This is a genomic window from Roseibium aggregatum, assembly GCF_014692675.1.
In the GTDB taxonomy this organism is placed as follows: domain Bacteria; phylum Pseudomonadota; class Alphaproteobacteria; order Rhizobiales; family Stappiaceae; genus Roseibium; species Roseibium aggregatum_C.
Window position 1 is genome coordinate 168,078 of sequence record NZ_JABFCZ010000010.1, and the last position, 21,752, is coordinate 189,829.

Annotated in this window: 20 protein-coding genes; 5 read left to right on the forward strand and 15 right to left on the reverse strand. The window is 62.2% G+C overall.

Going from position 1 to position 21,752, the window contains the following annotated elements; genetic code table 11:
* Positions 1-16: 16 nt before the first annotated feature.
* The 3 genes from HK439_RS10790 (at position 17) to HK439_RS10800 (ending at position 2,850) form a co-directional block, all read left to right on the forward strand.
* Positions 17-508, forward strand: coding sequence for a MarR family winged helix-turn-helix transcriptional regulator (locus HK439_RS10790; protein WP_328804137.1), 492 nt, complete (start codon positions 17-19; stop codon positions 506-508).
* Positions 509-637: 129 nt separating this feature from the next.
* The gene (locus HK439_RS10795; protein WP_190291472.1) at positions 638-1,528 is read left to right on the forward strand and encodes a MurR/RpiR family transcriptional regulator; all 891 of its coding nucleotides are present in this window, start codon (positions 638-640) and stop codon (positions 1,526-1,528) included.
* Entirely contained in the window at positions 1,525-2,850 is a 1,326-nt protein-coding gene (locus HK439_RS10800; RefSeq protein WP_190291426.1) for an aspartate aminotransferase family protein, read from the forward strand. The genes HK439_RS10795 and HK439_RS10800 overlap by 4 nt, the downstream gene beginning before the upstream one ends.
* A gap of 148 nt (positions 2,851-2,998) precedes the next feature.
* Here HK439_RS10800 and HK439_RS10805 read toward each other — a convergent pair whose 3' ends face one another.
* From HK439_RS10805 to HK439_RS10840, 8 genes are all read right to left on the reverse strand, one after another.
* The gene (locus tag HK439_RS10805; protein WP_190291428.1) at positions 2,999-3,967 is read right to left on the reverse strand and encodes a PDR/VanB family oxidoreductase; all 969 of its coding nucleotides are present in this window, start codon (positions 3,965-3,967) and stop codon (positions 2,999-3,001) included.
* Between the two features lie 24 nt (positions 3,968-3,991).
* A complete protein-coding gene (locus HK439_RS10810) occupies positions 3,992-5,038 on the reverse strand; it encodes an aromatic ring-hydroxylating dioxygenase subunit alpha (protein ID WP_190291429.1) in 1,047 nt (348 codons plus the stop codon).
* 306 nt (positions 5,039-5,344) lie between these two features.
* A complete protein-coding gene (locus tag HK439_RS10815; protein WP_190291430.1) occupies positions 5,345-6,649 on the reverse strand; it encodes a TRAP transporter large permease in 1,305 nt (434 codons plus the stop codon).
* Positions 6,646-7,140 (reverse strand): TRAP transporter small permease, encoded by a 495-nt coding sequence (locus HK439_RS10820; protein ID WP_190291431.1) that lies wholly within the window; start codon positions 7,138-7,140, stop codon positions 6,646-6,648. Before HK439_RS10820 ends, HK439_RS10815 begins: the two co-directional genes overlap by 4 nt.
* An 88-nt stretch (positions 7,141-7,228) precedes the next feature.
* Positions 7,229-8,350, reverse strand: coding sequence for a C4-dicarboxylate TRAP transporter substrate-binding protein (locus HK439_RS10825; RefSeq protein WP_190291432.1), 1,122 nt, complete (start codon positions 8,348-8,350; stop codon positions 7,229-7,231).
* A 72-nt stretch (positions 8,351-8,422) separates the two neighbouring features.
* Positions 8,423-9,298: an amidohydrolase family protein gene (locus tag HK439_RS10830; RefSeq protein ID WP_190291433.1), complete on the reverse strand. Its 876-nt coding sequence runs from the start codon at positions 9,296-9,298 to the stop codon at positions 8,423-8,425.
* A complete protein-coding gene (locus HK439_RS10835) occupies positions 9,295-9,807 on the reverse strand; it encodes a MarR family winged helix-turn-helix transcriptional regulator (protein ID WP_190291435.1) in 513 nt (170 codons plus the stop codon). Before HK439_RS10835 ends, HK439_RS10830 begins: the two co-directional genes overlap by 4 nt.
* 20 nt (positions 9,808-9,827) lie before the next feature.
* Positions 9,828-10,604 (reverse strand): crotonase/enoyl-CoA hydratase family protein, encoded by a 777-nt coding sequence (locus HK439_RS10840; protein WP_190291436.1) that lies wholly within the window; start codon positions 10,602-10,604, stop codon positions 9,828-9,830.
* A 154-nt stretch (positions 10,605-10,758) separates the two neighbouring features.
* On the opposite strand from HK439_RS10840, the gene HK439_RS10845 reads away from it, so the two are divergent.
* Both HK439_RS10845 and HK439_RS10850 read left to right on the forward strand, forming a co-directional pair.
* Positions 10,759-12,618: a feruloyl-CoA synthase gene (locus HK439_RS10845; protein ID WP_209011715.1), complete on the forward strand. Its 1,860-nt coding sequence runs from the start codon at positions 10,759-10,761 to the stop codon at positions 12,616-12,618.
* Between the two features lie 28 nt (positions 12,619-12,646).
* Positions 12,647-13,408 (forward strand): 3-hydroxyacyl-CoA dehydrogenase, encoded by a 762-nt coding sequence (locus HK439_RS10850; RefSeq protein WP_190291438.1) that lies wholly within the window; start codon positions 12,647-12,649, stop codon positions 13,406-13,408.
* A gap of 96 nt (positions 13,409-13,504) precedes the next feature.
* Here HK439_RS10850 and HK439_RS10855 read toward each other — a convergent pair whose 3' ends face one another.
* The 7 genes from HK439_RS10855 to HK439_RS10885 form a co-directional block, all read right to left on the reverse strand.
* Positions 13,505-15,208 (reverse strand): acyl-CoA dehydrogenase family protein, encoded by a 1,704-nt coding sequence (locus HK439_RS10855; protein WP_235987774.1) that lies wholly within the window; start codon positions 15,206-15,208, stop codon positions 13,505-13,507.
* A gap of 383 nt (positions 15,209-15,591) precedes the next feature.
* Entirely contained in the window at positions 15,592-16,857 is a 1,266-nt protein-coding gene (locus HK439_RS10860; RefSeq protein WP_190291441.1) for a LysR substrate-binding domain-containing protein, read from the reverse strand.
* Between the two features lie 37 nt (positions 16,858-16,894).
* On the reverse strand, positions 16,895-17,752 hold the full coding sequence (locus HK439_RS10865) for a methylenetetrahydrofolate reductase (protein ID WP_209011716.1): 858 nt from the start codon (positions 17,750-17,752) through the stop codon (positions 16,895-16,897).
* A gap of 486 nt (positions 17,753-18,238) precedes the next feature.
* Positions 18,239-19,111 carry an NAD(P)-dependent oxidoreductase gene (locus tag HK439_RS10870; protein WP_190291444.1) on the reverse strand — a complete coding sequence of 291 codons (873 nt, stop codon included), beginning with the start codon at positions 19,109-19,111 and terminating at the stop codon, positions 18,239-18,241.
* Positions 19,111-19,953 carry a formyltetrahydrofolate deformylase gene (gene purU, locus HK439_RS10875; protein ID WP_190291445.1) on the reverse strand — a complete coding sequence of 281 codons (843 nt, stop codon included), beginning with the start codon at positions 19,951-19,953 and terminating at the stop codon, positions 19,111-19,113. Before purU ends, HK439_RS10870 begins: the two co-directional genes overlap by 1 nt.
* Before the next feature lie 44 nt (positions 19,954-19,997).
* Complete coding sequence (locus HK439_RS10880; RefSeq protein ID WP_190291447.1) at positions 19,998-21,065, reverse strand: 4-oxalomesaconate tautomerase; 1,068 nt, start codon at positions 21,063-21,065, stop codon at positions 19,998-20,000.
* Entirely contained in the window at positions 21,058-21,750 is a 693-nt protein-coding gene (locus tag HK439_RS10885) for a 4-carboxy-4-hydroxy-2-oxoadipate aldolase/oxaloacetate decarboxylase (RefSeq protein WP_190291449.1), read from the reverse strand. Before HK439_RS10885 ends, HK439_RS10880 begins: the two co-directional genes overlap by 8 nt.
* Between the last annotated feature and the right edge of the window lie 2 nt (positions 21,751-21,752).

Genomic DNA, 21,752 nt, shown 5'->3' on the forward strand with positions numbered 1-21,752 from the left:
CGATTGAGGATATAACGTGACCGATCAAGCCGACGAAACCCTGGAACCGGCTTCCGGACAAAATCAGGAAACCCGACCGGCGCCGGACCATGGCCCGGATCATGGGTACGTTCTGGACGAACAGATCGGTTACATCCTGCGCAAGGCGTATCAGCGCAACGCGGTCATCTTTTCCGAAAAAATCCAGGACCTGACGCCGACCCAGTTCGCGGTGATGGCGCGGCTGACGGAACTCGGCTCCGTCTCCCAGAACCAGCTCGGACGCACGGTCGGCCTCGACGTGGCGACCACCAAAGGCGTGGTCGACCGGCTCAGCGCGCGCGGGTTCGTGCAGTCCGAGAAGGATCCGAACGACCGGCGCAGGCAGTTGATCTCCCTCACGCCTAAGGGCTGGCAACATTTCCTCTCCAACGCTTCGCTTGGTCTTGAGGTTTCAGAGGAAACCATCGCGCCGCTGACCCAGTCGGAACAACGCACGCTCCTGCGCCTCCTGAAAAAGATGCAGTAGACCGGCCTCCGGTGGTTTCATGACCGCGGCGCACTTGTTTTTGCGTCCAAAAATGATCCATACGGATCATTACCTCCGCATATGAATCATTTGTTGCAATAACCCGTGAAGCAGCGTAAATTCCGCGCCATGGATCACGCACCCCTCAACACCGAAATTCTTGCCCGGTTCGACACCATGTCGGCGCAGCTTCAGGCTGCGGCGCGGTTCGTGCTGGACCGTCCGCGCGACGTGGCGCTCCTGTCCATGCGCGAGCAGGCCCGACAGGCCGGCGTGCAACCGGCAACGATGACGCGCCTTGCGAAGCACCTGGGCCTGAACGGCTATGAGGAACTTCGGGAGCGCTATGCGGAAGCCGTGCGCGGCGGCGGTCTCGGCTTCACCGGCAAGGCGACCGCCCAGCAGGCCAGCCAGAAGCTGAAAGGCGACGCAGCCCTTGCCGCGGACATGCTCGGTTCGATCGGCGGACAGTTGCAGAGCCTGACAAATCCGGACTTTCTCGGCCATCTCGTGGCTGCGGCCGATGCCCTCTCCCGCGCCCGGCGCATCTACTGCCTGGGCCTCAGGGCAAGCCATGTCATTGCCTGGCATCTTCACTACGTTCTCACATTGACCGGGCAGCAGTCGCTTCAGGTCGACGGCATTGCCGCGACCGGACCCGATTGCCTTGCTCATGCGGGACCGGACGACGTCCTGTTCGCGGTCAGCATCGCGCCTTATACGAAGCTGACTCTCGAGCTTGCCGACTATGCGGTCCAAAACGGTATTCCCGTCGTTGCCCTGACCGATAGCGCGGTCGCGCCGCTCGCCCAGATCGCCAAGCACACGGTTCTGGTGCCGACCGGCAGCCCGTCGTTCTTTCACACCATGTCTCCCGGCTTCATCGTCGCCGAGATCCTCGGCGCGATCGTCGCCGGACGCAGCGGCGAGGAAGCCCTTGCCGCCCTCACCCACGTCGATGCCCTGCACGCCACACTCGGCAGCCACGTCCAGTCTCTCTCAGCCAAGAGGTCATCATGACCCATCTTCTGCATCGCAATGCCAACGCTACCATGCCCGTCGCCGTCAGCGGCAAGGGCGTCGAACTCTTTGACAATACCGGCAAGGCCTATATCGACGCCTCGGGCGGGGCCGCCGTGTCCTGCCTCGGCCACAGCCATCCGGATGTGCTGGCCGCCCTACACAAGCAGCTGGATCAGCTGGCTTACGCGCACACCGGCTTCTTCACGACGGACGTCGCCGAAAAACTCGCCGACAATCTCGTCGACCATGCGCCTGACGGTATCGATCACGTCTATCTGGTGAGCGGCGGCTCGGAAGCCGTCGAGGCGGCCTTGAAGATGGCGCGGCAGTATTTCGTCGAAAAGGGCGAGCCGCAGCGCCGGCACATCATCGCCCGCCGGCAGAGCTATCACGGCAACACCCTCGGCGCGCTCGCCACCGGCGGCAATGAATGGCGGCGGAGCCAGTTCCGGCCGCTTCTCGTAGAAACCCATCACATCGACCCGTGTTTCGCCTACCGTTTCCAGCAGGAAGGCGAAAGCGATGCGGATTACGCCGCACGTGCGGCCCAGGCACTGGAGGACAAGATCCTCGAACTGGGCGCAGATGAGGTGATTGCCTTTGTCGCCGAAACTGTGGTCGGGGCGACCGCAGGTGCCGTGCCGCCGGTCGGGGACTATTTCAAGCGGATCCGCGAGATCTGCGACCGTTACGGCGTGCTTCTGATCCTCGACGAGGTCATGTGCGGCATGGGACGGACCGGAACGCTGCATGCCTGCGAACAGGACGGCGTTTCACCGGACCTGATGACCATCGCCAAGGGGCTCGGCGGCGGCTATCAGCCGGTCGGCGCGGTCCTGCTGCAGGGCAAGATTTTCGAGGCCTTTTCCAAAGGCTCCGGCTTCTTTCAGCACGGACATACCTATATGGGCCACCCGATGGCGGCCGCCGCAGGCCTGGCCGTGCAGGAAATCATCCAGCGCGACAATCTGCTTGCCAATGTGAAGGCCATGGGCGGCCTGCTGGAAAGCCGGCTCACCGAGCGCTTCGGCAATCACCATCATGTCGGCGACATTCGCGGCCGGGGTCTGTTCCAGGCAATCGAACTCGTCGAGGACCGCTCGACCAAGGCCGCGTTCGATCCGGCTAACAAGCTGAACGCCAGGATCAAGCGCGAGGCGATGGCCCGCGGCCTGATGGTCTATCCCATGGGCGGCACCATCGACGGTCTGACCGGCGACCACGTGCTGATCGCCCCGCCGTTCATTTCCGAGCCGAAGCATATCGATGCCATTGTCGACCGGCTCGGCGATGCGGTGGATGCGGCGCTGGCCGCTTAGGGCCACATAACTGAACCGGGACAGGCCCACGTTTGATCGAATTCGCAGGCCTGAGGCTCCATGTCACCTCTCCCATTGGGAGAGGTCGGAGCGAAAGTACGAACCGGCATGATTGGTAACAGTTCTATCCGGGAGGATAGGTAACAGGTCAGGCGCGGTAGCCGATATCGATGACGGCGCGGCCTTCGGTGAGGCGCGAGACGCAACTGCACATCTTGCGGCTCTCGCGCTTTTCCTCTTCGGAGAAGAAGACGTCCCTGTGGTCCACATCGGCGTCGGCCTCGACGATGTCGACGGCGCAGAGGCCGCACTCGCCGCGCTGGCAGTCGTAGATCATCTCGACCCCGGCATCCGTCAGGGCGGCCAGCAGCGTCTTGTCCGGCGGCACGGTGACCGTGATGTTCTTGTTGAGGACATCGACCTGGAAGGTGTTTTCGGCAAACTTGCCGTTGTCGCCGAAGACCTCGTAGCGCAGGCGGCTGACCGGGCGGCCCGACGCCGCCCAGGCCGCCTTGACGGCCTCGAGCATGCCGAGCGGCCCGCAAACATAAAGCTCGCCATCAGCCGGCAGGTCCGCGATTTCCCGTTCCAGATCGACGTGCTGCCCCTCATCGGAAGCGTAAAGGGAGAGGTTGTCTCCCAGGACGTCGGACAGTTCGTCCACAAAGGGCATCGCCGCGCAGTTCTTGGCTGCGTAGTGCATCCGCACCTTCGCGCCCTGCTTCGCCAGCGCCTTGGCCATGCCGTAGATCGGCGTCACGCCGATCCCGCCGGCAAGAAGCAGGTATTCGCTTGCCCGCCAGGACAGTTCGAACCGGTTTTCGGGCGCCGTGATTTCAACGTCCATGCCCGGCTCAAGGGTGAAGATGTATTTCGATCCGCCCCGGCTTTGCTCGTGCAGCTTCACCGCGATCGAAAGCTGACCCGGACCGGCCGGAAGGCAGGTGTAGGTTCTGATCGCCGGCTTGCCGCCAATCGTGACCTTGATGTTGGTGTGCGAGCCCGCATCGAACGCAGGCAGACCGCCTTCGACATCGAACACGAGCCGGCGCACGTCGCTCGCCACGTCGGTGACCGATGCCACCCTGGCTTTGCGCCATTCAACGAGATTCTTCATCGCTCTTCCCTCGTATCCAGCGCCTTATTCGGCCGCGATCCGGACCGCCTGCTCTTCGTCGATCATCCGGTCGATCAGCCTGCGGGCCCACATGGAGCCGGAGTCGATGTTGAGGTTGTAGAAGATGTGATCGGGGTTCTCCTCGATCGCCTTCTGCTGGGCTTCCAGAACCGCCTCGTCCTCGCGGAACACGCTGGACACGCCTTCGCGCAGCTGATGGGTGCGGGCCTGGTTCTTCAGGTCGTAATTGCGTGCAAAGGCCCAGAAATAGTGGCAGGTCGTATCGGTTTCCGGCGTCATGGTGTTGAGCACCCTGCCCTCCACGCCCTTGGACCGGTCGCCTTCCGGCGCACCCGTACCGGTCGGCGCGATACCGACCTCGATGACGATCGTGCTCGGCGCCTCGAAATTGATGATCTGCCAGCGGTCGACATGATCCTTCTGACCCAGCTGAGCCGCCCAGAACGGGGGCGCCTCGATGTCGACCATCCAGCGGGTGACCTTGGCTTCGCGGTCGGTATGGGTGGTCTCGAACGGCGCTTCGGCCACGGCGCGGTTGCCGATCGACGAGCCGTGGACAAAGGTCTCGTGGGTCAGGTCCATCAGGTTGTCGACGACGAGCCGGTAGTCGCACTTGGCATGAATATGCTTGCCGTCAGCGGCCCACTCGGGATCGTCGTTCCAGTGCAGGTCCGGAACCTTCGCCGGATCGGCCAATGCCGGGTTGCCCGGCCAGATCCAGATGAGGCGATGCTTTTCGACGATCGGATAGCTTTTGACACAGGCCGACGGATTGATCGTTTCCTGGGACGGCATGTATACACAGCGACCGCTGTCGTCATACTCAAGCCCGTGATACGGGCAGATGACATTGTCGCCGTTCAGCTCCCCGCCGGACAGCGGAACGAGCCTGTGCCAGCACGCATCGGCTAAAGCGACCGCCTCACCGTTCTCTTTTCTGTATAAAACCAGAGGTTTGTTGCAGATTTTGCGCGAAAGAAGGGAACGCCCCACCTCAACATCATAGGCTGCTGCATACCATGCATTCAGCGGAAAAGTCTGTCCGGTCATTTTCGTCCTCCATGGCAGGGCAATTCACCCACGCCAATCATGTATACATTCTTTTCCTTGTATACATTTTGAATTTTGGAAAATCCAGTCTTTCTGGCCGTTTTCGGTAAATTTTCCTCAAGCCATGGATACAAATTGCAAGTTTCCAGAGATCGAAACGCTTAAGGGCGCGGAACCAATGGCCCCGCGCCCTCAATCGACAATATCCAATATATTGTTTTTACTTGTCTTTATTACCCACTTGGCAAACCAACGGTTTGATGCCTCGGGACCGCCTTCGTGTATGCATTTTTCTCTAAGTCTGCCTCAGTTCATCAACGAAGGCAGGTAGAGCACGAGACCCGGGAATGCGATCACGATGGCAACGACCACCAGATCCACGATCAGGAACGGTATCACGCCCTTGAAGATCTGCATCACCGTGACATATCGGGACGCGACGTTCTTGATGACGAACACGTTCATTCCGACCGGCGGAGTGATCATCCCGACCTCGAGAAGCTTGACCACCAGGACACCGAACCAGACAAGGCTGATCGATTCCGCCTTCAGGATCGGCAGCAGCACCGGCAGGGTCACCAGCATGGCGCCGAAAGGCTCCATGAACATGCCCAGGATGAAATAGAGCGCAACGATGAGGAGCATCAGCTCCACATAGCTGAGATCGGCTCCGTTCACGGCGCTGGACAGAAAGCCTGTCAGTCCGGTCAGCCCGAGAAAGCGGGTGAACATGGTTGCGCCAACGCCAATGATGAACAGCGATGACGAGGTCATCAGCGTTTCGATCATCGACGTCTTGAACAGGGAGAATGTCAGGCGCCCCATCACAACAGAGATCAGGATCGACCCCAGCGCACCGACCGCTCCGGCTTCCGTAGCGGTAAACTTGCCCGAAAACAGGCCGCCGAAAACAACCAGCATCAGCACCAGCACAGGCCAGATCTCGAGGAGCGCCTTGCGCGTGTCGATGTCGTGTGCGTCCAGCGGCCTCGGCGGCGCGATATCCGGCCTCAGCCAGCAGGTCAGAAGCACCACGCAGGAATAGGCGATCGCGGTCAAGATGCCGATGGTGATGCCGCCGACGAACACCTGGGTCACGGAGGTTTCGGCAAAGACACCATAGACGATCATCAGGATTGACGGCGGGATCAGCGCACCGATGGTGCCGCCGGCGGCAATGGAGCCGCTGGCGAAGCTGGCCGAATAGCCCGACTTGATCATTTCGGGAATGGCAATGCGGCCCATGGCGGCAGCCGTGGCAAGCGACGAGCCGCAGACGGCGGCAAAACCTGAACAGGCAAAGATCGACGAGATCGCCAGAGCCCCCGGTATCCGGCGCAACACCGCCTTGGCGGCATCGAACAGGCCGCCGGTCAGGCCTGTGTGAAAGGCGATGAAGCCCATCAGCAGGAACATCGGCACCGCGGAGAGCGTCCAGTTGGACACGAAGGAAAACGGGGTCGAGGACAGGATGCCGATGGCGGGCGTGATGCCGAGAAGCCAGGCGATGCCTGCCACGGGAACCGCGATCAGGGCAAGCGCGACGGGCACGCGAAGCGCGAGCAGAAGGAACAGGACAAGGACGCCTGCAAAGCCGGTTGCGACGCTCATTTCCTGAGCTCCTGCTTGGGTACGAAGATGCGAATGGCCGTGGTCAGCGTTGCAAGGCCGAAACCGAGCGGCACGAGGAAGTAGGCCGGCCACGTGGGAACGCGCAGGGTCTGCGCCAGCACGAAAGTGCCTGTGTCGAAGTTTCTGAGCGCGGTCAACCAGGTAACCCAGGCAAGCGCCCCGTAGATGACAGTCGAGATCACGTCGACTGTCCGGTCGGACCAGTAGAGCCCGCGCGGACCCAGGAAGGAGTCGATGACCTCCACCTGCACCATCCCGCCGCCCCGTTCCACCCAGGCCAGAGGAATGAAGGCGGCCGCGATCATGTAGTAGTGTGTCACGATCTCGTAGGTCGCCGGGATCGGCGAGTTGACGGTGTTGCGCAACACAACGTCAGCCACGACATGCAGCATGAGCGTGACGATGGCGAGTGCACCGATCAGTGCAAGCACCGTCAGAAGGCCGTCCTGCACGCGTAAAAGCAGGCGCATCGGGTGATCCTCAATTGCCGGTAAGTTTTATCATCCAGATACAGATACCGGGGACACATGGTCCCCGGTACCCGTCAGGTTCTGACGATCAGCCACCGTAGGTGCTGTAATCGACCTTGGACCAGACTTCGTCATAGACGCGCTTGGCCATGGCCTGCGGATCGCTATTTTCCTCTTCGGCGATGGCCGTCCACTTGTCGACCAGCTTCAGGAAGACCTGGATCTGCTCAGGCGCATCCTGAATGCCGAACTCCTTCTGGGAGTATTCGCCGGCCGTCTTGATGTCTGCCTGGATGAAGTCCTTGATCTGCTGGACGAACTCCGGATCCGCCTGGATCAGGTTGATGCCCTTCTTCTTGGCGGCTTCCTCGGCAATCTTGGGCAGCTCGGCGCCCCAGCGGTTGGTGAAGTCCGCGTTCGCCCGGTTGGCCGCACGGGTCATGGCGGCGCGGTCATCGGCCGACAGGCTGTCCCAGGTTGCCTTGGAAACGGTGAAGTTGGAGGTCGACATGTACATGCCGATCGGCGCGAAGGTCACGTCCTTGACCACTTCCACCAGGCGGAAGGCGAGCATGTCGCCGATGGACGCCATGGTGCCGTCGATCGCACCGGCGCTGATGGCCTCGAACTGATCGAACACGGACATCTGAACCGGGGTCGCACCGAAATGTTCGGCAAGACGGGCCCAGGGCGCGCCACCGGAGCGCAGACGCAGGCCCTTCATGTCAGCGGCGTTGTGGATCGGCTTGGTGGTCAGGAACTCATAGCCGTCCGAAGCGCCGGAACCGAGATAGATCATGCCGAGCTTCTTCATCTCTTCCTGGCACGGAGCACAGTTGACGATGAATTCGGTCATCGCGGCACCCATGGCCTGCGAGTTGGTGCCGGTCAGGGACAGCTGCCCGGTGACCGACATCATCGGCAGGTCCGCCGGGAAATAGAGCGGCAGCAGGTTGCCGACCTCGACGACCTGGCTCTGGATGGCGTCCTTCATCTGGAGAAGGTTCACCACTTCCGGCCCGATCATGGTGCCGGTCAGGCTGCCGCCGGATTCCTCGGGCAGGTACTTGATGAAGTTCTGGTACATCACGCCGTTGGCCGGGTGGGCCGGCGGGGCGGCGGGCGCGACGCGCAATTCACGGGCATCGGCGATACCCGCCGTCAGAGCCAGCGCCGATACGAGCGCAAGGGCTTTCAAAGTCGATTTCATGGCATTCCTCCCAGCAGCTCTCCTCAAGCTGCACCAGTTAAAAGATCACAGCCGCTTCACACGGTCTTCTTCCTACATATTCAAAAGCCTGCGGGCATTTTCCTTCAGAATGAGAGGGCGAACCTCAGGCTTGATTTCCAGTTGTTCGAAGTCCGACAGCCAGCGGTCCGGCGTGATCGCCGGCCAGTCCGATCCGAAGAGCATCTTCTTCTTCAGGATCGAATTGGCGTATTGGACCAGGATCTTCGGGAAATATTTCGGCGACCAGCCGGACAGGTCGATGTAGACATTCGGCTTGTGGGTCGCGACCGACAGCGCCTCCTCCTGCCAGGGGAAGGACGGATGGGCGAGGATGATCGGCATGTCCGGGAAATCCGCGGCGACATCATCCAGATACATCGGATTGGAATACTTCAGGCGCATGCCCATGCCGCCGCGCATGCCCGCACCGACACCGGTCTGGCCGGTATGGAACAGGGTGATCGCGCCTTCCTCGGCAATCGCCTCGTAAAGCACATAGGCGCTGCGGTCATTGGGGTAGAACCCCTGCATGGTCGGATGGAACTTGAAGCCGCGCACGCCGAACTCGCGCACCAGGCGCCGGGCCTCGCGCGCGCCGGCCTTGCCCTTTGCCGGGTCGATCGAGGCAAACGGGATCATGATGTCGCTGTTTTCAGCGGCGATCTCGGCCACTTCCTCGTTCTTGTAGCGGCGGAAGCCGGTTTCCCGCTCGGCGTCTACGGGGAAGATCACGCAGCCGATCTTGCGCTCGCGGTAGTAGGCGGCGGTTTCGGGAACCGTCGGCAGCATGCCCTGTGCGCCGGCCGGGTTCTTGAAATACTTCGCCATGCCGGCCTGGAATTCGTCATACCCGTCGTCGCGCGGGCCGCAGCAGGGCTCCTCGGCGTGGGTGTGAATATCGATGGCTACGAGCTCGTCCAAATTCATTTTTCTGCGGCCTCCCCTGCCGCGTCGGCCTGCGGCCAGCCGGCCACTTTTCTCAGAAGCGTCAGGAGCTGCGCGTGTTCCTCGTCGGAAAGCATCGAAACGGCCTTCCGGTCGGTGTCACGCATCAGCGGCCCAACCTCCTCGATCAGCTTGTGCCCCTTCTCGGTGACATAGAGTTCCACCGAGCGACGGTCGTTCGGCGGGATTCTCCGCCCGATCAGCTCCATGTCCTCAAGGGAACGCACGAGCTTGGTCATGTTCGACCACTTGATTTTCAGGAAGTCGGCAAGCACGCCCTGGCGCACGCCCGGGTTTTCCGCGATGCCGACAAGAGCGCAGTATTCGGAAATCTTGATGCCCTCGACCGGAAACAGTGCGAAGAAGCGTTCGAAGGCGGTCAGCTGAGCAATGCGCAACACGAAACCGGCCGCCTGCTCCTGCTCACCGAAGCGCAGCGTATCCGGCCCCGCTTCGGCGGCAAGATCGTCCTGATCAGTTGTCTCAAGCATGCTCACGGCACTAGTCTCTCTTACTCGGCCGCCGGAATATCCAGGCGCTTGGCCCGTTTTTCGAGAAACGCCTTCAAACGTTCCTGCGCTTCCGGCGTCGTTTGCGTCATCGACGCGACCATGGACTCAAAGAACAATCCCTCGTCAAAGCCGCTGTCATGAATGCGCTGCAGGGCGTTGACGACCAGATAGTTGGTCAGCGGCGCGTTGGTGGCGATCCGCTGGGCCAGTTCCAGTGCCTTGTCGAAGGCCTTGCCCGGCTCGGCGATGTAACTGACCACCGAACAGCGCTCGGCTTCCTCGACCGACAGCACCCGCCCGGTCAGCATCAGGTCCATCATGCGGGACACGCCCATCAGACGGGTGATATTTACCGAGCCGCTGCCGCCGACGAAAATGCCGCGCTGGCCTTCCGGCAGGGCGAAATAGGTTTCCGGGTCGGCCACGCGGATGTGGGTATTGGAGGCAAGCTCCAGGCCGCCGCCGACCACGGCGCCGTGCAGGGCCGATACGAACGGGATCTGGCCGTGCTGAATACGGGAAAACACCGCGTGCCATGCCCGCGAGCCGGCAACGCCTTCCATGACGGTCTTTTCGGAATGCTCCGCCAGATCGAGACCGGCGCAAAAGTGCTTGCCATTGCCGCAGATCACCGCGCACTTGGCCTCTCTATTGGCACGATCCACAGCCACAGCAAGGTCAGCCACCATGGCATCGCTCATGGCATTGCGCTTGTCGGGACGATTGAGCCGCAGAATCGCGACGTCGCCTTGCAGCTCGTATTCCACAAACGCCATTCGTCTGGCTCCTCCCGGCAAATGTTTATTTTGTTTCGTTTGACACTGTTTATTTTTGAACTATTAGATACTGAACAGATTGGACCGTTGCCCGTCAAGCGAAAAATGACGGACCGCTCCAAACGCAAGGCAGGCTGGAACTGGGAGGAGAGCCATGCAGAATTCAGGCGTCGAAGCCACACGACTGTCAGACGCACCCATGCGCCCGATCAAGGTGTGGAGCCCTGAGCTCGACATCCGGGTCACCGATGACGGGGTGATGTATATCGAGCAGACGAAGCCGCTTCCGCCCTATCCGGATCGGATTACCGAGCCGCTGCTTGCCTATGCCGAACGTCATCCGGACAAGACCCTGTTCGCCCAGCGCGATGAAGACGACAACTGGCGCCACCTGACCTACGCGGATGCAGTCGTAAAAATCCGCGCGCTCGGACAATTCCTCCTCGATGCCGGCCTCTCTTCCGAGCGGCCGCTTGCGATTCTGTCCGGCAACGATATCGAGCATGCGCTGCTGACGCTGGCCGCCATTCACGTTGGCATTCCTTCCGCCGCCATCTCCCCTGCCTATTCGCTGGTCTCCCAGGATTTCGCCCGGCTGAAGGAGGTCTTCGCCACCATCAATCCGGGCATGATCTATGCCGCGGACGAACAGCCGTTCGCCAAGGCGATCGCAGCCGTTGCCGGGCCGGATACGCGGACGATCTTCGGCAAGAACGCTCCGTCTGAAGCACAGGCCATCAAGACCGCCCTTGCCACCGAGCCGACGAACGCCGTCGATGCGGCCTTTGCCAGGGTCACGCCGGACACGGTCGCAAAATTCCTGTTCACGTCCGGCTCCACCGGCAGCCCGAAGGCGGTGATCAACACGCACCGCATGATCTGTTCCAACCAGGTCATGGCGCGCGAGGCCTTCGCCTATTTCAAGGATGAGCCGCCGATTCTCCTGTCCTGGGCGCCCTGGCACCACACGGCTGCCGGCAACAAGGAATTCTTTATCCCCATCTTCAACGGCGGCACCTTTTATATCGACGACGGCAACCCGACCCCGAAGGGCATCGAGAAGACCGTCCGAAATCTCAAGGACGTGTCGACGACCTGGTACTTCAACGTGCCGAAGGGCTACGAAGCTCTGATCCCCCATCTGGAACGGGACGAGCAGCTTCGCAACACCTTCTTCAAGGACCTGAAGATGCTGTGGTACGCGGGTGCTGCCATGGCCCAGCATACCTGGGACGACCTGGAGCGGCTTTCCGCGCAGACCCTCGGCCAGAAGGTCCTGCTGGCGACCGGCCTGGGTGCCACAGAAACGGCACCGGGCTGCCTGTTCTGCACCTGGCCGGTCACAACGGCCGGCAACGTCGGCCTGCCCTGCTACGGCGTCAAGCTCAAGCTGGTTCCGCTCGACGGCAAGCTGGATGCCCGGGTCAAGGGCCCTAACATCACGCCGGGCTACTGGAACGCGCCGGAGCTGACGGCAAAGGCGTTCGACGGAGAGGGCTATTATTGCTTCGGCGACGCCCTGCGCCTGGCCGACCCCGACGATGTCAGCGCCGGTTTCTTCTTCGACGGCCGGACCGCTGAGAACTTCAAGCTGGACACCGGCACCTGGGTGTCGACGGGCGCGCTGCGCACCGGCTTCATCAACCACTTCGGCCCGCTGGTGCAAGACATCGCCATTGCCGGTGCCGACCAGGCCTACCTGGCGGCACTTGTGTTTCCCAACTTTCACGAGCTGCACCGCATCAGCGGTCTGGGATCGGACGCCCTGCCCCATGTCCTCTTTTCCCATCCGGCCGTGGTCGCCGAATACCAGGACAAGCTGAAATCGCTTGCCAAGACGGCCACCGGCTCGTCCACGCTGATCCGGAAGATCGTGCTGATGTATCCGCCGCTGTCGCTCGATGCGGGCGAGGTCACGGACAAGGGCTCGGTGAACCAGCGCAAGGTTCTGCAGCTGCGCGCGGACACGGTCGAGGCCATCTACAACGACACCGCCGAAACGATCTCCATCTGAACGGGCGTAAGGCAGAAGGACAGGCATCATGAAAATCGAAAACGCAGTCGCCGTCGTCACCGGCGGCGGGTCCGGCCTCGGTGCTGCAACCGCCCGTGAACTGGCGAAAAAGGGCGCCCGTGTCGCCCTGCTCGACATCGGGATCGATCAGGCCAAAAAAGTTGCGGAGGAAATCGGCGGCATTGCGCTCAAATGCGACGTGACCAGCGAGGCGGATGTCACCGCCGCCCTCGACGCGGTCGAGAAGGACCTGGGCGTGCCCCGCATCCTGGTCAATTGCGCCGGCATCGGCGGCGCCCGCCGGGTGGTCTCCAAGGACGGTCCGCACCCGCTGGACATGTTCAAGAAGGTGATCGAGGTCAACCTGATCGGCACCTTCAATGTTACCCGTCTCGTCGTCGATCGCACCCAGAAGCTGGATCCGCTGGAAGGCGACGAACGCGGGATTGTCATCAACACGGCTTCGTGTGCCGCTTTCGAGGGCCAGATCGGCCAGTGCGCCTATTCGGCCTCCAAGGGCGGCATCGCGGCCATGACCCTGCCGCTCGCCCGCGACCTGTCGCGCGCCGGCATCCGGGTGATGACGATTGCTCCCGGCATCTTCTACACGCCGATGCTGGGCGAACTGCCGGAAGAAACCCGGGCTTCGCTCGGCGCGCAGGTGCCGTTCCCGTCCCGGCTGGGCGATCCGGCCGAATACGCCTCCCTTGCCTGCCATATGGTGGAAAACCAGTTCCTCAACGGCGAAACCGTCCGCCTCGACGGCGCCATCCGCATGGCGCCGCGCTAACGCGCTCTACTCTTCCTCCCGGAAGACTGCACGACGACCGCTCGGGCCCCGGCCCGGGCGGTTGTTTTTATGTGAGGGAGGTTTGCTTACAGCCGCTCAGCCCTCTTCGCGGAAGGCCTCGAAGCAATCGGCCGGGATCTGCGTCCGGGCGACGGATTCGCCGATGGCGATGTCTGCTTCGCGGATGCGCAGCCGGCCGGCCGCGGCCAGTTGGGCATTGTCATCCGCGACGGTAATCAGGCGCAGGCCCATCCAGGCCGAAATGGCCGACCAGGCGGCATTGAGGAAGGCATCGGCGCCGTATTCGGCCTTTGCCCGCTCCGCCTGCTGCTCCGTGAGCGAAACCCCGAGCGCCAGAAAGCGGCTCAGGACACTTTCCGTCTGGGCGGCATAGCCTCCATGGGCAGCTTCCGCGGCTGCGATATCGGCGCGCATGCGCTCAGCAAAGATCTTCAGGCCCTTGCCTTCGTCCTTCCACAGGCGCCGGTGAAGCAGGTCCAATGCCTGCATGCCGGTGGCGCCTTCATAAATCGTCAGGATGCGGGCATCGCGCAGATACTGCTCCACCGGCCATTCGCGGGTATAGCCCGCGCCGCCGAAGATCTGGATCGCCCGGCTTGCGGTATCGAAGCCGGTAAAACCGCCGAAGTTCTTGGCAATCGGCAGCAGGAAGGCGGCAAGATCCGCATTTTCGGCCCGAACGGCCGCATCCGGGTGCTTGGCCGACAGGTCGAGTACGGCGCCCAGTTCCAGGAGAAAGGCCTGAAGGCAATAGCTACGGCTCGCCATTTCGGCGAGCTGGCGCTGGACATCCGCGTGCCGGTTGATCGGCACCGGCGGCTCGGCGGGTGCCCCGCCCTGCTTGCGCTCGGCCGCATAAGCAAGGGCCAGATCGAGCGAGGCCAGTGCAAGACCCGCGCCCTGACACCCGGTCAGGATCCGCATGCGCTCGATCATGGCGAAGAGCTGCGGCAGACCGTTGTTGAGTTTTCCGATCAGGATGGCTTCGGCCTCCTCGAAGCGCATGACGCAGGTCGGCGAGCCGTGCAGGCCGAGCTTTTCCTCAAGCCGTTCGGCGGTAACCCCGTTGGGCGCGCCGTCATCGGTCGTGTTGGGCACCAGGAACAGGCTTAAGCCCCGTGTGCCGCTCGCCGCATCGCCGGTGCGCGCCAGGAGCATGTGGCCGATGCGCGGGGTCATGTCGTGATCGCCATAGGAGATCCAGCACTTGTTGCCCGTAACCCGCCACGTCCCGTCCGCGCCCTGTTCCGCCTTCGTGCGGACACGGCCCAGGTCCGAGCCCGCATCGGGTTCTGAGATGCAGATGGTCGCCGACCATTCGCCGGTCAGCAGCTTTTCCGACCACAGGCTGCGGTGCGGTTCTTCCGCGTGGGCATCGAGAACGAAAACCGCAGAGCGGGTCGCGCCGCCAAGCATGCCGAAGGCAATCGCCGCCCGGTCGAACAGCATCTGGCAGGCGGCCTGCAGCGCCAGCGGCAGTCCCTGGCCGCCGAGGTCTTCCGGCGCGTCGATGCCGAGCCAGCCGTCACCGGCAAAGCCCGCCCAGGCGGCATGATAGGCGTCCGGGACCTTGACCCGTCCGTTTTCGATACGGCACCCGGCCGCATCGGCCGGCCCGTTCAGCGGCAGGAGGAGATTTTCCGAGATGTCGGCAGCGGCCAGAACCACCTGACGGGACAGGTCTTCATCCAGACCTTCGGCCAGTTCGCAGACCCGATGCCAGGCCGGACTTGCATCCAGAAGGCGAAGGCTCAGGTTGACCTGTTCAGAAAATCCCATCTCAATCCTCATTCGTACGGACGACCGCTGTTCCCACGGTTATCCACCAGCATGCCCAAGGCTGTAACTATCCGGTTTTGCTGGATTTTTTACATGATCGATGGCCGACCCCTAAAGCCGGGCATACCGATCACAGGTCGAGGATCGAGTTGCAGATCCCGATCCGCACGCGTCCCCTCCAGGCCTCACCAACGCTCCATCCCAAGGCATCATTTTTCATTCAAAATGATACTGTTTATTTTTGAACTATTTTATAATGAACAGATTGATCCGCGTTGCGTCAAGTGGAATTTCAAACGCCGCTGAGAGCGCCGCAAGGCGCGGATACCGGACAGGTCCTGTCCGGCTGAATTCTGCCTGTCACCAAACAGCGGAAAAGCGTCTCAGGCCTTGCCGGCCTTCAGGGTGAGCACATCCCGGGAGACATCCGGGGACAGGTCCGGGTCCCCGGACGCAGCCGCCTGATGCAGCTCGCGTATGAATTCGCTCTGCAGCATGGTCGGAAGCCAGTGCTTTCGGGTGGTAATTCCGATCATGTGGCCCGAGTCGCCGGTATCGAAATCCAGAATTCCCAGAATGCCGGCCCGGATTTCATAAGCCGCCTGGTGGTCCGAAAGCAGAGCGAGATGGTCGGTATTCATCAGAATACCCCGCGCCGCGACCAGGGAGCCGGTCTCGACGCTGCAGACTATGGGTTTGTCTTCGGGGAACCGGGCCGCGAGCTTCTGGAACAACGCGCGCGACGGGGTCTCCCGGCGCGCCGCGATCCAGGGGTAATCCGCAAGACCGCTCAGGGTGAGGTTTCGCTTTCCGGCCAGCGGATGACCAGCCCGGGCAACAACGGACAGCCGATAGGTGAACAGCTCGCTTTGCACGAGACTTGCGGAGGTGAAGTCCCTGCGCATCGCCCCGACCAGGATGTCGAGACGGCCCATTTCCAGATCGTGCAGCATGTCGTCATAAGGCCCCTCGGCAATGGAAAACCGGGCCTTGGGATGACGGGCGGCGATCTGAGTGATCGCGTCGGGGACCAGACTGGTGCGGGAGAACGGCAGCGCACCGATCAGGACCTCGCCCTCGTAGCTGCCGCGCAGTTCGCGCACGTCGGCAGCGGCACTTTCGAATTCGTTGAGCGCCAGCCGGGCCCATCGCGCCACCGCCATGCCGGTATTCGACAGATGAATGCTGCGCCCGGCGCCTTCAAACAGGGACTGCTGCAGGCTCGCCTCGATACTGCGCGCCATCTTGTGCACGGCAGGCTGCGACTGCTGCAGGACCCGGGCGGCGGAACTGAAGCTGCCGCCTTCCGCAAAAGCGGAAATCGCCCTGAGCTGGGGGGTGCTGAGAAGGTTTTCGGCCCCGGTTTCGCCCATGCCGGCACTCGGGTGCCGCAGACGTGCGCAACCGGCCCGGATCAGGTCGAGGGCACGCTGGGTCCGGGCGGCCACGATCCGCCCCGCCTCGGTGGCGGTCGGCCGGCCGTCGGTCATGTCGAAGAGAGCAGCGCCGAAGATATCCTCCAGACGCGCAAGCGCCTGGGAGGCCGCGGGCTGGGAAACGCCGATCATTTCGGCTGCCCGCGTTACCGACCCGAGGGAAAGACAGGCACAATAGAGCCTTGCATGCCTGAGGTTTGGATACGTCTTCACCTCAGCGTCGCTCCGAGCCTTTCCGAAACGCCGCCTTTCAGGCGGCGCCGGCCTGGCGAAGGTTTTCGTTCTGCCTGTCTGCCCATTCAACGCAAGCCTTGATCCCGCCGAGCGGGAAGAGATGAACCTGTTGAATCGTGGTGTCCGGTGTCGCGGCCACATGGGACGCAATCGCGGACACGACGTCTGTCGGTTCATATGGCATCAAAAGCTTGGTGACGTCCATGGCCCGCTTCCTGAGAACCTTTATGGACGGTCCGACACCACAGGCGATGGCGTATTTGATGAGCGTCTGAAGTTTGGCCGGCCCTGAAATCCCGACGTGAATGGGCAACTCGACGCCGATTTCCTTGAGGCGCGCGGCCCACTCGACCACCGGCTTCGCGTCGAAAAAGAACTGGGTCGCGATCGCCATTTCGGCGTCGGTCCGGTCCGAGAACGACTGTTTCCACAGAAGCGCCTCGTCGACACGGCGGCTGGTGCCGTCCTTGTCGATATCCGGATTGCCTTCCGGATGGCCGGCCACGTGGATCCGCTTGAAACCGTATTTGTCGAAGAGACCGGTCTCCAGCATCTGCATGGTGTTGTCGTATTCGCCCGCTGGCCGGGCGACACCGCCGCCGATCAGCAAAGCCTGGTCAACGCCGGCTTCGTCCCGGTAACGGGTCAGGAAGGTCTCGAATTCGGCTGCATCCTTGATCAGGCGCGCCGGGAAATGGGGCATGACATCGAAGCCCTCGCCGCGAATGCGACGGGCCGTCTTGAGCATGTCCTCAAAGTCCGTGCCTTCGACGTTGGCGATGTAAACGCGGGTTCCTTCCGGCAGCAGCGCCTTGAAACTTTCGATTTTCGCAGCCGTGCGCGGCAGCACCTCGATGGAATAGCCCTGAAGCATTCCACTAACCGTGGCTCCATTCGCTTTTAGAAGCGCGCTACGACCCAGACCGTTTTGACCATCCATGACAGACATCCATGCTACCTCTCTCCGGAAAAATGTATACACGAAACAGATTCGGATAAAAAGACCTTTTGTCCAAATCTGATATTTTGGCACTTTTCCGGTAGTTTGTAACTTTACTCAATTTTCGATGAATACATTTCCGTGATCTCAACGGATACACGCAGACCGATCCGGCAACGCCGGGGAAGCAACTTCGCGCTCCCCTTGCAAGGTCGATTTACAGTCTGACGCCTCCGACACGTCCGGACTGGCTCTAAAACGTCAAAAAATATCGGAAAATGATCACGTATCCGGGCAAATGGCCTGGTCTATGGCCTGCGCAGCAGGGCGGCAGCCACGCGCCGGTCGACGCCCGACGACTGGTCGCCGCCTCCGGGCATTGCCGCGAAACTATCCAATCATATTTGGACTTCGGAACGTTCAGGCCTTCAGCCGGGCAGCAAGGGCCCGTTCGACGAGTTCGTCAACGGAGTCCTTGTTGAGGTCGCTGATATCGATCCCGCCCATAAGCTCCTGGGTTTCGGCAATCTGGCTGACCAGGTCCCCGTTCAGGCCGAGCGCCTTCACGGTTGCGGCGCTTTCGCGCATTTCGGCGGCCCGACGCTTGCCGTGCTGCATGGTCCGCTCGAATTCGTAAGCCGCGAACTCCGGCCATCCGAGGCCGGGGAAGCTCTTTGCCAGGGAGGTTGAAATCTCCTCGAAGCACCCGGACGCCCTGGCCGCAAGCAGGGCTTCGACGGTAATCGCCTCCAGCCCCTTGACGAAGACCGAACGCACCATCTTGATCGCCGTCGCCTGCCCCGGCTCGTCTCCCATGTTGCGGAAGTCGAACTCGAGCCGTTCCAGCACCGGTATGACCTTTTCGGCAACGCTGCCGGCAATCAGCACCGGCGTCCGGTGACCGCGTGGATGGACCGGCGCCATGACGGCCATATCCAGGTAGGCGGCTTCCCGGGCCTCGACGAGCGAGGCGCTTTCACGCTTGCGGCCCGGCGAGACGGAATTGATATCGATGACCACCTGCCCCTGGACGATGTGGTCCTGGATGCTGCGGAGCGCCAGGAAGCTCTGGTCGGCCGTCACCGCGCTGATGATCCAGTCTGCGTCGCTGAAGCCGGCCGGATCGGCAACGGAAACGCCGCGCGTTTCCATTGCCGTCTTCATGTCCTGTGCAGCGGCCGGATCCTGGAGTTTGATGTCCCACGCCATGAAGCGCAGGTTCGGTTCCCGAACGGCCAGGGTCTCCTGAAACGCGCGGGCGGCTTCGCCAAATCCCAGAAATCCGACCAGCATCAGGCAAACACCACCGTTTTCGAGCCGTTCAGCATCACCCGGTCCTGCAGATGCAGGCTGACCGCCCGTGCAAGCACCGCCCGCTCGATGTCACGGCCCTTGCGGACCATGTCTTCCGGCGTGTCGCGATGGGTCACATGTCCGACGTCCTGGGCAATGATCGGCCCTTCATCCAGATCCCTGGTGACGTAATGTGCCGTGGCGCCGATCATCTTCACACCGCGTTCGTGAGCCTGGTGATAGGGCTTTGCGCCCTTGAAGCCCGGCAGGAACGAGTGGTGAATGTTGATGCAGCGGCCTTCCAGGAACGCGGAGAAATCGTTGGACAGGATCTGCATGTAGCGCGCCAGCACCACCAGTTCCGCGCCGGTTTCCTCGATGATCTGCTTGATCTGAGCTTCCTGCTGCGGCTTCGTGTCCTTGGTGATCGGCAGGTGATGATAGGGAATGCCCTCGTGCAGGGTCAGATGCAGCACATCGATCGGATGATTGGAGACGATGCCGACGCACTCCATGTTGATCTCGCCGATGCGCATCCGGTACAGCAGGTCGCCCAGGCAGTGGTCGAATTTCGACACCAGAAGCAGGACCTTCCGCTTCTGGTCCGCAGGCCTGAGGGTCCATTCGAAACCGAATTTGCCGACATGCCTGGAAAAGGCGTCCATGAAACCGTCGATCGGCTGTTCCATGGCGAAGGCGATGCGCATGAAGAACATACCGGTCTGCGGATCGTCGAACTGCTGCGCCTCGGTAATATCACCGCCGCTTTTGGTCAGCTCCGTCGCCACGGCAGCCACGATGCCCGGCCGGTTCTTGCACTTGACCGTCAAAATCCAATTCATGTCGGTTACTTCCATGTTCGAGGAAATTCGGAATTCAGCGAATTTCAGAAAACCTGTCCGTCGAAGAGCTTTCTTGCCGTTCTGAGAACGCCAGCTTTTTGAACGGAACCGTCGTCGCCCACCGTTGCAAGCACGGTGAACTCGCCCGTGGGATGCTCGATCGAAAGCGCCCTGCTCTCGCCCTCGCCCTTTTCGGCGATCTCCGCCGCCGGTCCCTTAGACAAGAGACAGGCCGTCGCCACACTGACGGCGCCGAGCACGCCGATCGCCTTGTGGCAGCGGTGGGGAATGAACGTGCGCGTCGAGATCGCGCCGCCGTGCCGGGCGGGGCTGACGAAGGTCATCTTCGGCACGGATTTTTCGGTCACATCCCCAAGGTTCATCATCGGTCCGACCTTCAGGCGGATCGCCTCCAGGCGCTGCTTCAGTTCGCTGTCCGCTTCGAGCTCCTCCGGGCTTTCCTGACCGGTAATGCCGAAGTCCGCCGCCCGGATGATCACGCAGGGCATGCCGTTGTCGATCAGGGTCACTTCGACGCCATCGACGATGTCGACTTCATTGCCCGACGGCAGCAGCGCTCCGCAACTGGACCCGGCGGTGTCTTCGAAGACTGTCGGCACGGGCGCGGAGGTTCCGGGCACGCCGTCAATGCGCGCTTCGCCCAGATAGGTGACCTTGCCGCCCGGCGTCTCAACCGTCGCCGTTGCGATCTGGCCGGTGTTTTCCATGAAAATGCGGACATCGGTTGTACCATCGTTTGCCGAGACCAGGCCTCGCTCGATGGCAAAGGGGCCGACACCGGCCAGGATGTTGCCGCAGTTCTGGCCGTCGGTGACGATCGCCTGATCGACGAACACCTGCAGGAACAGATAATCGACATCGACGCCCGGACGGTCCGACTTGCGGACCACGGCCACCTTTGAGGTCAGTGGATCGGCACCGCCCATGCCATCGATCTGGCGCGGATCGGGCGATCCCATGACGTGCAGGAGAACGGCATCGCGGGAAGCCTGTTCGGCCGGCAGGTCGTCGGCAAGGAAATAGCCCCCCTTCGACGTGCCGCCGCGCATCCACATGCACCGGATGCCTTCGGTAACAACTGCCTCAGACATACTTCAATCCCTTTTCGGCAAGGCGGCCGCGCATGTTGTAGATGTCGAGGCCGAGTTCGCCGGCGGCCAGGCGCTTGCGCTTGTCCTCTTCGGCCGCCTCGCGGGCGCGGGCCTTTTCCAGAACCGCTTCCGCCTCCTCGCGGCGCACCACGCAGACCCCGTCATCGTCGGCGACGATGATGTCGCCCGGGTTGACCAGCTGGTTGGCGCAGACCACCGGCACGTTCACCGAGCCCAGCGTCTCCTTCACCGTGCCTTGGGCGAACACCGCCTTCGACCACACCGGAAAGCCCATCTCCGTCAGGTCGCGCACGTCGCGCACGCCCGCGTCGATCACAAGGCCGATGCCGCCGCGCGCCTGCATGGAGGTCGCCAGAAGATCGCCGAAATAGCCGTCCTCGCACGGGCTCGTCGGCGCCAGCACCAGCATGTCGCCGGCCTCGACCTGCTCGATCGCCACATGCACCATCCAGTTGTCGCCCGGAGGCGCGGAGATGGTCACCGCGGAGCCTGCAATCCGGGCGCCGGAGTAGATCGGGCGCATGCAGGAGGCCAGCAGCCCTTTACGCCCCTGCGCCTCGTGCACGGTCGCAACCCCGCATGCGCCAAGGGCCGCGATCACTTGCTTGTCGGCGCGCTCGATCTTCTGAACGACCACGCCCGACTGGGTCACCGCGCCGGCCATCA

Excerpts from the sequence above, each read along its gene's own strand:
- HK439_RS10840 (WP_190291436.1), bottom strand. The coding sequence starts at position 10,604 with ATGGCGTTTGTGGAATACGAGCTGCAAGGCGACGTCGCGATTCTGCGG.
- HK439_RS10845 (WP_209011715.1), top strand. The coding sequence starts at position 10,759 with ATGCAGAATTCAGGCGTCGAAGCCACACGACTGTCAGACGCACCCATG.
- purU (WP_190291445.1), bottom strand. The coding sequence starts at position 19,953 with ATGAATTGGATTTTGACGGTCAAGTGCAAGAACCGGCCGGGCATCGTG.
- HK439_RS10795 (WP_190291472.1), top strand. The coding sequence starts at position 638 with ATGGATCACGCACCCCTCAACACCGAAATTCTTGCCCGGTTCGACACC.
- HK439_RS10865 (WP_209011716.1), bottom strand. The coding sequence starts at position 17,752 with ATGCTTCAGGGCTATTCCATCGAGGTGCTGCCGCGCACGGCTGCGAAA.
- HK439_RS10810 (WP_190291429.1), bottom strand. The coding sequence starts at position 5,038 with ATGACCGGACAGACTTTTCCGCTGAATGCATGGTATGCAGCAGCCTAT.
- HK439_RS10835 (WP_190291435.1), bottom strand. The coding sequence starts at position 9,807 with ATGCTTGAGACAACTGATCAGGACGATCTTGCCGCCGAAGCGGGGCCG.
- HK439_RS10815 (WP_190291430.1), bottom strand. The coding sequence starts at position 6,649 with ATGAGCGTCGCAACCGGCTTTGCAGGCGTCCTTGTCCTGTTCCTTCTG.
- HK439_RS10885 (WP_190291449.1), bottom strand. The coding sequence starts at position 21,750 with ATGGCCGGCGCGGTGACCCAGTCGGGCGTGGTCGTTCAGAAGATCGAG.
- HK439_RS10855 (WP_235987774.1), bottom strand. The coding sequence starts at position 15,208 with ATGGGATTTTCTGAACAGGTCAACCTGAGCCTTCGCCTTCTGGATGCA.
- HK439_RS10805 (WP_190291428.1), bottom strand. The coding sequence starts at position 3,967 with ATGAAGAATCTCGTTGAATGGCGCAAAGCCAGGGTGGCATCGGTCACC.
- HK439_RS10825 (WP_190291432.1), bottom strand. The coding sequence starts at position 8,350 with ATGAAATCGACTTTGAAAGCCCTTGCGCTCGTATCGGCGCTGGCTCTG.
- HK439_RS10850 (WP_190291438.1), top strand. The coding sequence starts at position 12,647 with ATGAAAATCGAAAACGCAGTCGCCGTCGTCACCGGCGGCGGGTCCGGC.
- HK439_RS10880 (WP_190291447.1), bottom strand. The coding sequence starts at position 21,065 with ATGTCTGAGGCAGTTGTTACCGAAGGCATCCGGTGCATGTGGATGCGC.
- HK439_RS10820 (WP_190291431.1), bottom strand. The coding sequence starts at position 7,140 with ATGCGCCTGCTTTTACGCGTGCAGGACGGCCTTCTGACGGTGCTTGCA.
- HK439_RS10870 (WP_190291444.1), bottom strand. The coding sequence starts at position 19,111 with ATGCTGGTCGGATTTCTGGGATTTGGCGAAGCCGCCCGCGCGTTTCAG.
- HK439_RS10800 (WP_190291426.1), top strand. The coding sequence starts at position 1,525 with ATGACCCATCTTCTGCATCGCAATGCCAACGCTACCATGCCCGTCGCC.
- HK439_RS10830 (WP_190291433.1), bottom strand. The coding sequence starts at position 9,298 with ATGAATTTGGACGAGCTCGTAGCCATCGATATTCACACCCACGCCGAG.